General features: G+C 62.3%; 11 protein-coding genes. 1 reads left to right on the top strand and 10 read right to left on the bottom strand.

All coding sequences use genetic code 11. The annotated features are described in order from the left end of the window. Positions 1-30: 30 nt before the first annotated feature. Genes I0K07_RS03230 through I0K07_RS03220 form a run of 3 tightly spaced genes read right to left on the bottom strand, consistent with a single transcriptional unit; the run spans position 31 to position 3,808 of the window. The gene (locus tag I0K07_RS03230; RefSeq protein WP_203291252.1) at positions 31-1,524 is read right to left on the bottom strand and encodes an AMP-binding protein; all 1,494 of its coding nucleotides are present in this window, start codon (positions 1,522-1,524) and stop codon (positions 31-33) included. A gap of 5 nt (positions 1,525-1,529) precedes the next feature. Further along, entirely contained in the window at positions 1,530-2,393 is an 864-nt protein-coding gene (locus I0K07_RS03225) for a p-hydroxycinnamoyl CoA hydratase/lyase (protein WP_203291250.1), read from the bottom strand. 17 nt (positions 2,394-2,410) lie between these two features. Continuing rightward, a complete protein-coding gene (locus I0K07_RS03220; RefSeq protein ID WP_203291248.1) occupies positions 2,411-3,808 on the bottom strand; it encodes an aldehyde dehydrogenase in 1,398 nt (465 codons plus the stop codon). A 92-nt stretch (positions 3,809-3,900) separates the two neighbouring features. On the opposite strand from I0K07_RS03220, the gene I0K07_RS03215 reads away from it, so the two are divergent. Continuing rightward, entirely contained in the window at positions 3,901-4,326 is a 426-nt protein-coding gene (locus tag I0K07_RS03215; RefSeq protein WP_203291247.1) for a MarR family winged helix-turn-helix transcriptional regulator, read from the top strand. A 78-nt stretch (positions 4,327-4,404) separates the two neighbouring features. On the opposite strand, the gene I0K07_RS03210 is transcribed toward I0K07_RS03215, so the two are convergent. From I0K07_RS03210 to I0K07_RS03180, 7 genes are read right to left on the bottom strand one after another with little or no spacing between them, the layout of a single operon-like run. Further along, positions 4,405-6,054, bottom strand: a complete 1,650-nt coding sequence (locus tag I0K07_RS03210; RefSeq protein WP_203291245.1) for a sodium/sugar symporter — start codon at positions 6,052-6,054, stop codon at positions 4,405-4,407. 44 nt (positions 6,055-6,098) lie between these two features. Continuing rightward, positions 6,099-7,652 (bottom strand): MFS transporter, encoded by a 1,554-nt coding sequence (locus I0K07_RS03205; protein ID WP_203291243.1) that lies wholly within the window; start codon positions 7,650-7,652, stop codon positions 6,099-6,101. A 48-nt stretch (positions 7,653-7,700) separates the two neighbouring features. After that, positions 7,701-10,247: a glycoside hydrolase family 3 protein gene (locus tag I0K07_RS03200; protein WP_203291241.1), complete on the bottom strand. Its 2,547-nt coding sequence runs from the start codon at positions 10,245-10,247 to the stop codon at positions 7,701-7,703. Between the two features lie 14 nt (positions 10,248-10,261). Beyond that, a complete protein-coding gene (locus I0K07_RS03195) occupies positions 10,262-11,215 on the bottom strand; it encodes a glycoside hydrolase family 16 protein (protein ID WP_203291240.1) in 954 nt (317 codons plus the stop codon). A 2-nt stretch (positions 11,216-11,217) separates the two neighbouring features. Next, positions 11,218-12,720 (bottom strand): tryptophan halogenase family protein, encoded by a 1,503-nt coding sequence (locus I0K07_RS03190; protein ID WP_203291238.1) that lies wholly within the window; start codon positions 12,718-12,720, stop codon positions 11,218-11,220. After that, positions 12,717-13,745, bottom strand: a complete 1,029-nt coding sequence (locus I0K07_RS03185; RefSeq protein WP_203291236.1) for a cupin-like domain-containing protein — start codon at positions 13,743-13,745, stop codon at positions 12,717-12,719. Before I0K07_RS03185 ends, I0K07_RS03190 begins: the two co-directional genes overlap by 4 nt. Further along, on the bottom strand, positions 13,738-14,454 hold the full coding sequence (locus tag I0K07_RS03180; protein WP_203291234.1) for a SapC family protein: 717 nt from the start codon (positions 14,452-14,454) through the stop codon (positions 13,738-13,740). The genes I0K07_RS03185 and I0K07_RS03180 overlap by 8 nt, the downstream gene beginning before the upstream one ends. Between the last annotated feature and the right edge of the window lie 120 nt (positions 14,455-14,574).

Below are 14,574 nucleotides of genomic sequence, written 5' to 3'. Positions count from 1 at the left end.
ACTTGTGCTGCACTGCAGCACGACACCAAACTAACGCTGGCGGGCCATTTCCGGCAGTGGATAGTCCCGCAATTCACGCTTCAAAACCTTGCCGGCTCCATTGCGGGGCAAGGCGTCGATAAAGCTGACATGTCGCGGCAGCTTGTAACGGGCGAGTCGCCCGTCAAGCCAGCCCATGAACGCTTCGGCCGTTGCATCATGTCCCGACCGGGTCACGATGAAAGCATGCCCCACTTCACCCCAACGCTCGTCCGCGACGCCGACAATTGCGCACTCGGCAACGTCCGGATGGCCGCACAAGGCAGCCTCGATCTCGGCGGGATAGACGTTCTCACCACCGGAGATGAACATATCCTTCTTGCGATCAACCAGCCAGTGATAGCCTTCGGCATCGGAAATCGCGATGTCACCGGTCTTGAACCAGCCATCGCTGAAAGCGCCCTCATTGGCTTCCGGCCTGCGCCAATAGCCCTTGAAAACACCCGGGCCACGCAACCAAAGCTCTCCGGCCTCACCGATCGGGCAATCCTGCCCGTTTGCATCAACAATCCGGCTTTGAAGACGGGGCGTACCCTGCCCGGCGGACCCGGCACGCTTGCGGATCAGCTCCCTGTCGACCGGCATGCCGAACACTGTGCCGGTCTCGCTCATGCCGAACCCGTCCACGATACAGATCCCGTCATCCAGCCAGGCATTGATATTGGGCGCCGGGTGCGGCGCTCCACCCGTGAACACACCCGTCAGCCCTTGCAGGTGAGCGGGGTCAAAGTTCGACTGCTCGCGCAGGGCGGCGGCCATTTGCGGAACACAGAAATAATGGGTCACGCCGAGCTCGGGGTCCGCCATCCGGTCCAGCGTCCGGTCCGGAACAAAAGCGTCGGACACCAGGCAGGTCCCGCCGCGCATCAGGGTCGGGCGCACATTCGTGACGAGCCCGATGATGTGGAACATGGGGGCATCACACAGGAAGACGCTGCGATCCGTCACTTCCCCCAGAATGGAGAAATTGATCGCGGTTTCCGTCAGATTGGCTTCCGACAGCATCGCGCCCTTGGGCATGCCGGATGTGCCGGACGTGTAGAGGATCAACGAGATCCGCTCCGGATCCGTTTTGCTGTGTGCATGAGGCGCAAGACCGCGCGCCTCAACCAGGAAGGCCTCAAGGGCTTCACCTGACAGACCGGCACTGTCCAGCTGATCATCGCCCAGAAGCAGGGCGGGATCACAGTCCTCAACAAGGGCCGCGAGCTCGGCTGGCGACAGGCGCCAATTCAACGGCACATAGGCGGCTCCCAGTCGGGCGCAGGCATGCTGGAGCGCGATCAACTCGGCCCGGTTTTTCGCCAGCACGGCGAGGCGATCACCCAAATTCAGGCCGCGGACTGCCAGACCGGCCGCCAGCCGCGCCGTCAGATCATCCAGTTCCGCATAGGTCCAGCGTGCACCCGAAGCGAGGTCGACGGCGGCCAGCTTGTCCGGCCGCCGCAGGGCCTGCAGCGCGATGAAGTCTCCGGCGGCGCCCATGACGGCTATTGACGTGACTTGTCGTAGGCACCCAGACCGGGCTTGTAGGACTTTTCGTCGATGAACTGGCGGATGCCTTCCTTGCGACCATCATTGTCGAAGGAATTGGCGGCCTCCTGGGCCCGGACGAGGAAATCCTCGGCATTGTCATAGGTCATTTCGCGAACACGGCGGACCGCATCCTTGGTGGCTTTCAGGGCAACCGGGTTCTTTTCCAGCAGCACTTTGGCAATCTCGGTGACACGGGCTTCCAGCTGGTCGGCCGGGACGGCTTCGTTAACGAGGCCCCATTCGGCGGCGGTCTTGCCGTCGATATTCTCACCCATCATCGCGTGATACATGGCCTTGCGGAAGGGCAGGAGTTCGGAGGCGATCTTGGTCGCGCCACCGCCGGGCAGAATACCCCAATTGATTTCGGACAGACCGAATTGTGCCGTTTCATCGGCAACGGCGAGGTCGCAGGCGAAAAGCGGGCCATAGCCACCGCCGAAGCACCAGCCATTGATCATCGCAATGGTCGGTTTCTGATACCAGCGAAGGGCGCGCCACCAGCCATAGGATTCGCGCTGGGACTGGCGCACGGCACCAAGGCCCTTGGCCTCGTTCTCGCGGAAGTATTCCTTGAGATCCATGCCCGCAGACCAGGCTGAACCCTCACCGGTGAGCACGAGCACGCCCACATCGTCGCGGAATTCCAGAGCCTCCAATACCCGCATCATCTGGCGGTTGAGTTTGGGGCTCATGCAGTTGCGCTTTTCGGGGCGGTTGAATTTGACCCAGGCGATTCCGTCACGGACTTCGTAGGCGACCGTGTCTTCTTCGGCGCGTTCGGTGGCGCCGTTCGGCGCAGCAGCGGTTTGATTGCTCATCTTCTTGTCCTTTGAAATCAGATCGGGAAATGACCCGGCGTGGTCTGCAGCGTGACCCAACGCAATTCGGTGAAGGCATCAATGCCGGCCTTGCCGCCAAACCGGCCATAACCGGAAGCGCCCACACCCCCGAAGGGCATTTGCGGTTCGTCATGCACGGTTGGTCCGTTCACATGGCAAATACCGGAGTGAATCTGACGGGCGACCAGCAGGCCGCGCGACGCATCCCGCGTAAAGACAGCGGAAGACAGGCCATACTCGCTGTCATTGGCAATACGGATCGCGTCCGCTTCATCTTTCGCACGGATGACAGCCACGACAGGACCGAAGCTCTCATCCCGGTAGAGATTCATGGCATCCGTGACACCATCGACCACGGTGGCGGGCATGACCACGCTGTCCGCGGAACTGCCGGCGATAACGCGTGCCCCCTTGCTGGTGGCGTCATTGACGAGCGCATTCACCTTGGCAACGGTCTTGGCATCCACGACCGCACCCAGCGGCGTATTGCCTTCCCGCGGATCACCGGCCGGCATGGACTTGGCCTTGGCCGCGAACTTTTCACAGAACGCATCGGCGATTGAATCGACGACAATGATCCGCTCCGTCGACATGCAGATCTGGCCCTGGTTCATGAAAGCACCGAAAGCCGCAGCCTTCACGGCCTCGTCGAGGTCAGCATCCTCCAACACGATGAAAGGGGCCTTGCCACCCAATTCCAGGAGAACCGGCTTGAGGTGTTCGGCGGCCCGCTTGGCGATGATGCGGCCCACAGCGGTCGAACCGGTGAAATTGATGCGGCGGATAGCCGGATGGTCGATCAGGGCGCCGACAATCTCGGCCGCGTCGTCCGGCGCATTGGTCACGACACTCAGAGTACCCTCCGGCATGCCGGATTCCGCAAAGGCCTCGACGATCAGCTCATGGGTTCGCGGGCAGGTTTCCGAGGCTTTCAGCACCACGGCATTGCCGCAAGCCAGTGGTACGGCGACGGCACGCACGCCAAGAATGATCGGCGCGTTCCAGGGCGCGATACCCAGCAGAACACCAACGGGTTCACGCAGGGCCATGGCCATGCTGCCCGGCTTGTCCGAAGGAATGACCTGACCTTCGATCTGGGTCGTCAGTGCTGCAGCCTCACGGACCATGCCGGCGGCCAGCATCAGATTGAAGCGGGCCCAGCCTTCAGTGGCCCCGATTTCGCCCATCATGGCGGCGACGAAATCATCGCCCCGGGCTTCCAGAGCAGCGGCTGCCTTGTTGAGAATGGCGCGGCGCGCATTCGGTCCCATTGCAGACCAGGCGGGGAAAGCGGCGGCGGCCCGATCAACGGCTTCGTTGGCTTCCGCCACCGTCATCGCCTTGGCCGAACTCGCAATTTCACCCGTAATTGGATTGACGCGTTGAAATTTCATTGCCTATTTCCTCCCAGTCCCTTCCGGACCAATTGCTATGTCGTATAGCTTTTTCTATTCTAATGCCATATCTCACTGTGGGAGCGCAAGGCTTGAAAGCGGACCCGTTCAAGAACAATCTCGGCTACATGCTCCGGCGCGCCTCAACGGCGTCCATGGCACGGCTTGCCGAACAATTTGCCACGCTCGAACTTCGGCCGACCGAAGCATCGGTCTTGTTGGTGATCGAAGCCAATCCGAGGATTCGCCAGAGCGAGGTCGGACGCATGCTGGCCATACGCAGCGCCAACATGGCGCCGCTGGTCGCCCGGCTGGATGACCGTCAGCTGATCGAGCGCGAACCGGTTGACGGTCGGTCCCACGGCCTGCGCCTCAGCCCAGCCGGAGAAACCCTGGTGGCGCAAATAAAATCAGAGATCGAGGCGCACGAAAAAGCCATCCATGACGTGATCCCGACCGGTCAGGAAGAGGCTTTCACAAAGATCGCCAAGGCCATTTGGAAGACGATGGAAGGCTGACGAGGGCCTGGCCATAGGCCGGCCCGGGTCAGGCATGACGTGCCAGGCACGGGAACTCCGCGCCTGGCACCAGAAGTTTTACCAGAAGGCCAGATATATCCCGACCAGAATGGTGATGATCACCAGGGCCGAAATGTTGAAACTGGTCTTGGTCGCGAAGCGCAGACCGGAAAGTTCCACGGGCCGTCCTTCCGCCGGAGCCGGTGTCATCAGGGACACCGCGACGCCCACCACGAGACAGGCCAGGAAGACGATCCAGATCCGCACCACGAACGGCATGTCGAGCGCTTCCAGCCCGATGGCGGACAGAAGCCCGCCGCCGGCCCCACCCAGAGCAGACGGGTTGGCCAGCAGCCAGAAGAAGAAAGACAGGCCGACCGAGGAAATGAGCAGGGCGAAAGCCCCCTGCGTATTGGCCCGTTTCCAGAAGAAGCCCAACAGGAAGATGGCCACAACACCCGGCGCGATGAAGCCGGTGTATTCCTGGATCGTCTGGAAGGCGCTTTCGAACCCGCCCAGGAAGGGCTGGGCCAGCAGCAGCGCTGCAATCATGGCCGTCAGTGCCGTGATCCGGCCGACCGTCACATAATGGCCCGTCTGACCGTCCTTCTTGATGAAGGCCCGGTAGATATCCATCGTGAAAATGGTCGAAATCGAGTTCACCATCGAGGCCAGCGAGGACACGATGGCGGCAACCAGGGCCGCGAATACCAGGCCCCGTGCACCGGACGGCACCAGCGTCATCAGCACGCCATATGTGCTGTCAGCCCGGTCAGCCAGCGAGGACCCATCCAGAATGCCATTCTGCGCCAGATAGAGCGCGGCAATGCCCGGCACGACCACGATCACCGGGATCAGGAGTTTCAGACCGGCGGCGAAGGCGAGACCCTTCTGGGCCTCGGCCAGGTCCTTGGATCCCAGCGCGCGCTGGATGATGTACTGGTTGAAGCCCCAATAGGAGAAGTGGAGCACCCACAGACCACCGAGCAGGGTCCAGATCCCCGGCAGATCGCCATAGCTGGGATGGTCAGAGGGCAGGATCATGTCGAAATGCCCCGGAATCTCGCCCATGAGCGTGCCGAATCCGGCAATCGGTCCGGCGCCCTGGCCGACCAGGCTCAAGGCCACATACGTGATCAGGAGACCACCCGCGATCAGGATCACGACCTGGATAATGTCTGTCAGCGCTACGGCTTTGAGGCCGCCATAGAGCGAGTACAGGATGGCAAACACGGCCAACAGGGCCATGGCCGGCCAGACGGCCAGCCCGGTCACCGCCGAAATGGCCAGACCACCGAGCCAGAGGACTGCGGTCAGGTTCACCGTGGTGTACAGGGCGATCCAGAACACGGCCATGATCGTCTTGACCCCGCTGCCAAAACGCAGATCGAGGAATTGCGGCATCGTATAGACACCCGCCTTCAGGAAGATCGGCAGGAAATACTTCGCCACGATCAGCAGGACGATGGCCGCCTGCCATTCATAGGCGGCAATGGCCAGGCCCACGACATAGCCCTGGGCGGATTGCCCGATGATCTGCTCTGCGGAGATGTTCGCCGCAATCAGTGAAGCGCCAACCGCCCACCAGGGCAGGGCCTTGCCGGCCAGGAAATAATCCTCGGCATCCTTCTTGTGACCCTCCTTCTCGCGGCTCACCAGATTGGCAACCACGATCAGAAGAATCGCGTAGCTGATAACGATAACAAGATCGATCGTCGTCAAGTTCATGGTCCTACCCCTATGGTGCGCGGCCTTCTTCGAGCGCTCGCGCGTTACCCCTCATTGATGGATTCGAGATTCTTGCCCCGTGTCTCCGGAACGAGCAAGGCGACAAGGACAAAGAAGAAGAGCGCAGCGGCCCCGTACATCAGGAATGTGACGGAGGCGCCAAACGTGGCCAGCTCTGCCGGAAAGACGAGCTGGACGGAAAAACTGACAAGCCCATTGACGAAAGCGACCAGTGCGATGGCCGTGCCGCGAATGGCATTCGGGAAAATTTCGGACAGGAAAACCCAGGTCACGGGCCCCAGCGAAACCGCAAAACTGGCCACGAAGACCAGGATGCCCGTCAGGATCAGGCCCGCATTCATCTCGATGCCGATACGCAGCAATTCGGACTGATGGGTGCGGTAAAGCTCGGCACCCATCTCACCGATCAGCGCGTTCTTGAACGCGACATCGGACTGGAAATAGACGTCATCCAGAGCCGAAAGATCGATCGCGCGAAGGCTCTCGCTGGCCCCGGCCAGAATGCCCGCATCCAGGTGATAGGTCGCCGAGCTGAAGGACAGGGCAACGAGTGTTGTACTCAGCCCGACACCGGCAAGGCCGAGAAGCAGGAGCGGCTTCCGGCCGATCCGGTCGACCAGGCTCATGGCCACGATGGTGAACACGACATTGGTCAAGCCGATCAGCGCAGCCTGGAACAGGGCCGCATTGGCGCCGATCCCGGTCTGCTCGAACACGACCGGTGCGTAGAAATAGATGGCGTTCACGCCGGTGATCTGCTGCGCGATCCCGACAATCAGGCCCATCAGCAATGCCTTGCGCATAAGCGGGGACGACAACCAGGCCAGGCTGTTGCGGAGCCGCGTTCCAGTCGATGTCGCCACATCGCTGACCCGGCTGATGATCTCATCGGCACGATCGGCCGGATAGAGCCGCGACAGGACACGGCGGGCCGCATCCGAGCGCCCTTTCTGGACCAGCCAGCGCGGACTTTCAGGAACCAGCAAAGACAGGGCGAGCAACCAAGTGATCGCCGGAACCAGCTCGATTCCGAGCATCCAGCGCCAGGCTTCACGGTCGATCCCGGCCCAGGCCACCCAGGCCTGCCCGGACTCGCTGAGCCCCTGAAGAGAGACATTGGCAAAATAGGCCGCCGAAAGGCCCAAGACGATGGCCAGCTGGTGCATGGAAACGACCCGTCCACGCGCCGCTGCCGGCGAAATTTCGGCCAGATAGACTGGAGCAATCACCAACGAGGAAAAGGCGATCCCGCCAATGGCCCGGGCGATCGACAGGGACAGAAAGCCACTGGCCAGCGCCGACAGGCAGGAGGAGATAATATAAAGCGCGGCCGCCAGACGCAGCATAGTCCGGCGTCCAAACCGGTCACTCAGATAGCCGGCGGCGAGGCTGGCAAACATGGCCGTCAGCGTGGGGGCGCTGACGATCCAACCCATTTGCCAGTCGCTCAGGCCAAATTGGGCGACCACGGCGGGGGCTGCACCGGAAATGACCACCGCGTCATAGCCAAAGACGAACCCGCCCAGGGAAACCAGCGCAGCCAGCCGGAACACCGCATTGCTTTCGGTTCCGATCAAGCGCGCGCCTCCCACCGCAAGGTCCATCCCGATCGCCCCGCTGCCTTGCTAGAAGTCGCAACCGGCGCCAGGCGGCGCATCCACGATACGCACATCCGACAGGGAGAGCGAGGCCGGTCCATCGGTCTCGATCAGGAATGGCAGGGTGATCTGGGTGAGGTCCGCACCCGCCTCTGCAAAGCAGTGGAGCGGGATCGCAGCTTCACGCCAGCCTTTTCCTTCCGCAACGCGCAAGGGCGCCGTTACATCCAGCCGGCCCTCGCAGGTCTCACCGCACTCCATGACAAAGGCGACATCGCCTTCAGGAGCCACAGGCACAGCGTAGACGATGTTGAACGCCAGCCCCGGGGCACTGAGATCCCGAACACCTTCGCTCGCCAGCTCAAGACGGACCGCTCCGCCACCGTTCCACTCGAAACGTTTGGTGTCTTCCTGGGCGAACCGGTCCTCAGCGATGGCCGCCAGCACCCCGTCACGGGTCTGCGTGCGCGGGCCCGACACATCCACCGGGCCCGCACCTGGCGTGGTCAACACCAGCGCATAGCCCGTGGCCGCCCGGCCGGAATTGATCAAAGTGCTGCCGCCCGACATGGAGACACCCACAGCCAGGCTCTCGTCCAACATTGCCAGATCAGCCGGCGGATTGGCGTAGCTGCCGCCATATCCCATGGCGAAAAGCGGCTGGTAGTCCGCATCGCCGATATTGAGCGGCGACTGGTCCGGACGCGCCGGCCAGGAAAAGGACAAGCGGCCGGTGAAGTCATGGCGGGGCTCACCCGACTGATCACCGACAAGGACATCGGCCACACCGCTGCCTTCGGAACCGGGCAGCCAGGCCGCCACGAAGGCATCCGCCGCGTTGAGTTCCGGATTCATCCACATCGGGCGACCGGAAAGAAAGACTGCGACAGTCGGAATGCCACGCGCCGACAGACTGCGCAGCAGGTCCAGGCCGGTTTCATCGGCAAAATCGAGATGCGGGACATCACCCTGGAATTCCGCATAGGGCGCCTCGCCAAACACAATGACCGCCACATCGAACGCGCCGTCCACGGCTCCATCCGGCTGGTAAACCACCTCACCCCCGCCGGCTTCCACAGCGTCTCGGATACCGTCGAGAATGCTGGATCCGTCGCCAAAATCGGAATTCTCATTGCCTTCGCCCTGCCAGTTGATCGTCCAGCCACCGGATTGCTGGCCGATACTGTCAGCGGCCTCGCCAGCCACGAGCACACGGGCGCTGGAGGCGATTGGCAGGACGGCATTGCGGTTCTGCAGCAGGACCAGGGATTCCCGGACGGCCTGACGGGCCACGGCCCGGTGCTCCGGCGAGCCCAGCAGATCAAATTGGCCGGTCAGCGGGCGCTCGGACGGACGGACCTCGTCCAGCAGGCCCATGCGGATTTTCACCCGCAAAATCCGGGAGACCGCCTCATCCAGGCGCTCCATGGAGACCTCACCGGTCTGAACCTGTTCCAAAAGCGAAGCATAGAGGTCACGCCAGCTGTCCGGCGCCATATACATGTCGACACCAGCATTGAAGGCCTGGGCACAAGAGGTCGCGGTACAACCCTCAATCTGGCCATGACCATTCCAGTCACCCACGACGAAACCCGTGAAGCCCAGGCGATCCACCAGGACATCCGTCAGCAGGCCCTCATGACCGTGCAGCTTCTCTCCGTGCCAGGAATTGAAGCTGGCCATCACGGAGAGGGCACCGGCCTCGATTGCCGGCGGATATCCACCACCATGGATGCGCGCCAGATCTTCTTCGCTGGAACGGTTATCACCTTGGTCAACGCCACGATGCGTACCGCCATCCCCGATGAAATGCTTCGCGGTCGCCAGAACATGTGATCCCTGAAGAAAGTCCGCATCCCCGACCTCGCCCTGCAGGCCTTCCATCATCGCCGTCGCATAGGCGGCCACGATGGCCGGGTCTTCCGAATAGCTCTCATAGGTCCGGCCCCAGCGGTCATCACGGACCACGGCCAGGGTCGGCGCGAATGTCCATTCCTGACCGGTGACGCGGATCTCCCGTGCCGTGACCTCGCCAATCTGCCGGATCAGGTCGGGATTATTGGCGGCACCCAGGCCGATATTGTGCGGAAAAATGGTCGCCGTGCCGATATTATTGTGGCCGTGGACCGCGTCCGTGCCCCACATGACGGGGATACCGACACCACCATCCGACCTGTCCGTCGAGGCCTCCCAGAAGGCATCAGCCAGTTCGACCCAGCCGGAGGGCGGTCCGTAATTGTCATTGCCCGGAGCGGAATTGCCGCCATTGAGGACCGAGCCCAGATTGTATTCCCGCACCTCTTCCGGCGTTACCGAGGCAATATCCGCCTGGATGACCTGGCCGACCTTCTCCTCCAGCGTCATGCGCGACAGCAGATCCGCTACCCGCGCCTCCAGATCTGCGTCTTCGGCGAAGGGCGATGTGATGGCCGGCCAGACTTCCGGATTGACCGCTGAAACCGTTTCGCCCGCATCCGGCGTAACCGGCGCAGAAGCATTGTCTGTCTCGGTTCCACAAGCGGACACCAGAACCGACACCAGGCCGACAAGGGAAAAAGCGTGCAAGATCTTCATGGTCCGGTCTGCCCTCACTGACTGTCACGGGAGTCGGCCGCGGGGCAGGCTCCCTCTGCTGTAAATCCGTCGGGGCAGGCATAGACCCGCACCCAATCCACCCGCATCACCTTGGGAAAACCGTCAATGGAGACGCCGCCGAGATTATTGTCCTCGGCCAGGTGACCGCCGATGGCGATGTTGAAAACGAGATGAAAGGCCTGGTCGAAGGGAGCGGCCGGCGTGGCACTGCCCACCTGCGCGTCCGTATGCCAGTCAGCCGGCGTCTGGCGGGCATAGGCCTCACCATCCACCAGCCAGGTGATCCCCGCCGGCGACCATTCAATCTCGTAGACGTGAAATCCGCGGGCCGCGTCAGGCACCGAGACCGCGCTTCCCGAATGGACATTCTCCGGCCAGGCCCCGCCATAGTGCAGCGTGCCCAGGACCCGATCCTCGACACCGCTTTCGCACGCCTCGCAGGGCGTACCCAGATTGACGGCTTCCATGATGTCGATTTCACCGGACAGGGCCCAGCCGCCATAGACATTGTCCTCCGGCAGCATCCAGATCGCCGGCCAGACACCCTGCCCGCGCGGCAGTTCGGCGCGCACGGCGATCCGGCCATAACGCCAGGCGGCGCGGCCGCGTGTCACGAGGCGGGCAGAGGTGTAGTCGCGGCGGACAATGTCCGGCGCCTCACCCGGTGCCAGCTGGTCCGCCGGACGATCCGGCCCTTCGACCATTTCCCGCCGCGCCGTGATCTCTAGATGACCGTTCCGGACCGCGGAATTCTCCGGCCAGGGCGTGTAGCACTGGCGTTCCGCATTGCCGCCACCCCAGCAATCCACGTCATATCCCCAGCGCGCAGGGTCGATGCTTTCGCCCTCGAACTCGTCCTGCCAGACCAGTTCCCAGCCGGACTCCGGGCCAAGTTCGCCCTGCGAAGCCTGTACGGCTCCGGCCAGAATGGCAGCGAAGGAGATCATCGTCAGACTGTCTCCCCGGCACCGCAATATTGGCTGACATAATCCTCGTGCAGGGGCAGTCCGGCGACGGTCTGGCTGACGGATTGGCGGATCTGGTCCAGGAAACGCTGCAGCTCGTCGCGCGGCATTTTGTCGACGATCGGATGGTAGAATTCCGGCAGCAATCCCTGGCCGAGCATGACCTGGAGCCAGGAATTTTCCCGGAATAATTCGTCACCTGCGCAATGGATCCGTCCGGTCCGCGAAAACAGCTCGATCCGATGGGCGAGACTGTCCGGAATGGGCAGACGCTGGCATTGCCGCCAGAAGGCGCTGTCGGTGCGTTCCGTGACATTGTAGTGCAGGACAAGGAAGTCGCGGATCGTGATGAAGTCCTCGACCGTCTGCTCGTTGAAGGCCTGGCGGTCGCATTCCATCACACCGGCAACCGGGAACATCCGCAAGAGACGCAGGATGGAGCGCTGGATCAGGTGGATGCTGGTGGACTCCAACGGCTCCATGAAACCGCTGGCCAGACCGACGGCGATACAATTGCGTTTCCAGTGCTCACGCCGCATGCCCGTGCGGAAGCGCAGCTGGTTGGGCTCGGTCAGGGTTTTGCCTTCCACCGTCGACAGGAGGCGCTCCCGCGCTTCGTCATCCGACAGATGTTGGCTGCAATAGACGATGCCATTGCCCATCCGGTGCTGCAGCGGGATCCGCCATTGCCAGCCGGAATCATGCGCGATGGATCGCGTATAGGGAGCGGCGGGTCTTACCGATTGTGTCTGGACGGCGATGGCCCGGTCGCAGGGCAGGAGATGGGTCCAGTCATCATAGCCGGCATGCAAAGCCCCCTCGATCAGGAGAGCCCGGAATCCCGTGCAATCGATAAAGAGGTCGCCTTCGAGACTTTGCCCATTGTCCAGAGCCAGAGACGTGATGTCGCCGCTTTGCGGATCCAGCACGACCTCCCGGATTTTCCCTTCGACCCGGACTGCGCCATGCCGCTCGGCAAAGGCCCGCAGATATTTGGCGTAGAGCGAGGAATCCAGGTGATAGGCGTAATTCATCCCGTCATTGGGGAGACGGGCGAACTTGCCCTCCAGCGCTGCCTTGTATTCCAGGCAGTAATCGCTCAACGGGCCGGCCAGGCCTTCCATCTGTCCCCGCTTCCAGAAATGCTGGAAACCGCTGGTCCAGTGGTCACGCCCCGTCGTGCCGAAGGAGTGGATGTAGCTGTCCGCACCATCCGTCCAGCCCTCGAACTGGATGCCCAGTTTGAAAGTGGCCTTGGTCTCCCGCATGAATTCGTCTTCAGGAATGTCCAGCAGGCGATTGAAAGTCCGCAATGGCGGGATGGTGGCTTCGCCCACACCAACCGTCCCGATCATCTCGGACTCCACCAGGGTCAGGTCGACGGTCGGCCCCATCGTCTTGGCGATCGCGGCGGCCGTCATCCAGCCCGCCGTTCCACCCCCGGCAATGACAACGCGCCGTACAGCGCTCTGGCTCGCTTGGGTCATTGGCTGAAAATCCTCAGGATATAGGTGCGGATCCGGCTCGCCATTTCCTGCGTCATCGGTCCGAGAATGCCGCGGCCACGCTCCGGGATATGGGCCGTGACACTGTCATCCGCATCGAAGACATAATGGTCGAACATCTCCCGCCACAGCGCACGATCCTCGGCCGGCAGGTCCCGAATCGACATTATGGCGTGATTGAGTGCGTCCTGGGGAAGCCCCAGATGGGCGGGTGTGTCGCGCCACCAGAAATTCACCAGGATGTTGAAGGCATCCAGCGCCTCGACATGGTGCCACCACATGGAGGGGATGAAGATTGCATCCCCCGGCTCCAGCTCGGCGATCCGGGCAGTTTGCAGCGCATCCCGAAACCGCGGAAACCGCTCAAAGTCCGGATTGTGGAAATCGACCAGGCTGACCGGACGGCCAGCCGGCGTATTGTCGATCGGACCGAGATAGAGATTGCGGAACTGGTCCGGCGGGAAGAGGACAAAGCGGCGACGGCCACCAACCACACAGGCGATATTGTCCGGGAAATCATTGTGCGCGCTGACACGCGTCCGCGTGCCGATCCAGATGCTGGCAAGCGGATTGCGCGGGCCCAGATCCAGACTGTGCTCTTCCGCCAGTCCTTGGAAATGCGTGTGCATGTCGATGGAGCCCAGATAGACAGTGGGCGAAGGCGACTGCGCCTCGGCTTCGGCCATCCGGTCGAGACAGGCATCCAGGGGCATACGTTCCGTGGTGATATTCATCACCATGTTCTCGTCGTAGAAAATGTGGCCGGCCATTTCGGCCGGCCCAAGTGTTACAACGAAGGGACGTTGTATTTGCCGCTCCGAGAGGAAGGACCGGGCGGCGGCGGAAGACGTCTTGGCGGCTTGGGTCAGCGGCCAGTGTTCAGCCAGCCCGCGCACCACGAAGGGTTCGCGCGTGGCCAGGCCGGCCTCCAGCGCTGACAGATCGCCGGCATCGCGCAAAACGATGGGCTCCATGTCAGCAAAGATGCCAGCCGCCTGATCAAGCATGGACCAGGCTCTCATTCTTGCGGCGGACGAGGTCCGCGAAATTCGACAGCGATGCCACAACCATGAAGATCGGCATCAGGTGTCCTGCCGCATGGAGTTCGGCCACGACCGCGGCGTCCAGGGCTTGCAGCCGCGCCTCGCCAATCGTCTGGAAACCGACGAGCTGGTTATGGCTGCCGTCCTCCAGCGTGATCTCCAGCGAAAAAGGCTCGAGCAGTTCATGGCGCTCGAGGGCCTCAAAGAAGCCCCGGCTGGCCTGATAGCCTTCATGGAGACGGCCCAGCTTGCCGGTCATCGCCTGAAGGAAGGGCGTTGGCTGACCCTGATCATCAAAGACGCGCTCTCCCTGCGCGGCATCCACTCGGGGGTGATCCAGGTCGATGTGAACGTGCGCGGAATCCCCGCCCTCACGGTCCAACCCGACGAGGAAGGGCTTGGTCTCCATCGCCAGCGGGACATAGCGCGCATCCCAACCCCGGGCATTGAGAAACAGGTTCTCGCCCCGGGTGAATCCGAACAGGGCAACGGCATTCATGCCGTCCCTCGACGGATCTTTCTGGAACACGATGGGGTAGTGAGCCTGCGCATCCCGGAACTCCGCCGGGACTGCCAAGCAACACATTTCGGCATCTCCGAGCTCGGCCCTGCGGGCGCGGCTGACGCGCAAAGTCTTGTGGCTGTCGCTGGAAAGGGGGCTGTGCCGGCTCATCTTGCAAACTCCTGTGGCTGTCTTTTCACACCGAACCAGTCGGATTGGGCAGATTGGCAGGGCAGACAGACCGGGTTGTGTCGTCCGGAAGATGGTCCGGGGATTTCTCAAAACCCCCGG

This window comes from Maricaulis parjimensis (assembly GCF_016817355.1).
Lineage (GTDB): Bacteria > Pseudomonadota > Alphaproteobacteria > Caulobacterales > Maricaulaceae > Maricaulis > Maricaulis parjimensis.
This window is presented reverse-complemented; position numbering and strand designations above follow the sequence as displayed.

Bases quoted from the DNA above. Each gene is read 5' to 3' on its own strand.
- I0K07_RS03220 (WP_203291248.1), bottom strand. From the start codon at position 3,808: ATGAAATTTCAACGCGTCAATCCAATTACGGGTGAAATTGCGAGTTCG.
- I0K07_RS03190 (WP_203291238.1), bottom strand. From the start codon at position 12,720: ATGACCCAAGCGAGCCAGAGCGCTGTACGGCGCGTTGTCATTGCCGGG.
- I0K07_RS03200 (WP_203291241.1), bottom strand. From the start codon at position 10,247: ATGAAGATCTTGCACGCTTTTTCCCTTGTCGGCCTGGTGTCGGTTCTG.
- I0K07_RS03195 (WP_203291240.1), bottom strand. From the start codon at position 11,215: ATGATCTCCTTCGCTGCCATTCTGGCCGGAGCCGTACAGGCTTCGCAG.
- I0K07_RS03230 (WP_203291252.1), bottom strand. From the start codon at position 1,524: ATGGGCGCCGCCGGAGACTTCATCGCGCTGCAGGCCCTGCGGCGGCCG.
- I0K07_RS03225 (WP_203291250.1), bottom strand. From the start codon at position 2,393: ATGAGCAATCAAACCGCTGCTGCGCCGAACGGCGCCACCGAACGCGCC.
- I0K07_RS03210 (WP_203291245.1), bottom strand. From the start codon at position 6,054: ATGAACTTGACGACGATCGATCTTGTTATCGTTATCAGCTACGCGATT.
- I0K07_RS03185 (WP_203291236.1), bottom strand. From the start codon at position 13,745: ATGCTTGATCAGGCGGCTGGCATCTTTGCTGACATGGAGCCCATCGTT.
- I0K07_RS03180 (WP_203291234.1), bottom strand. From the start codon at position 14,454: ATGAGCCGGCACAGCCCCCTTTCCAGCGACAGCCACAAGACTTTGCGC.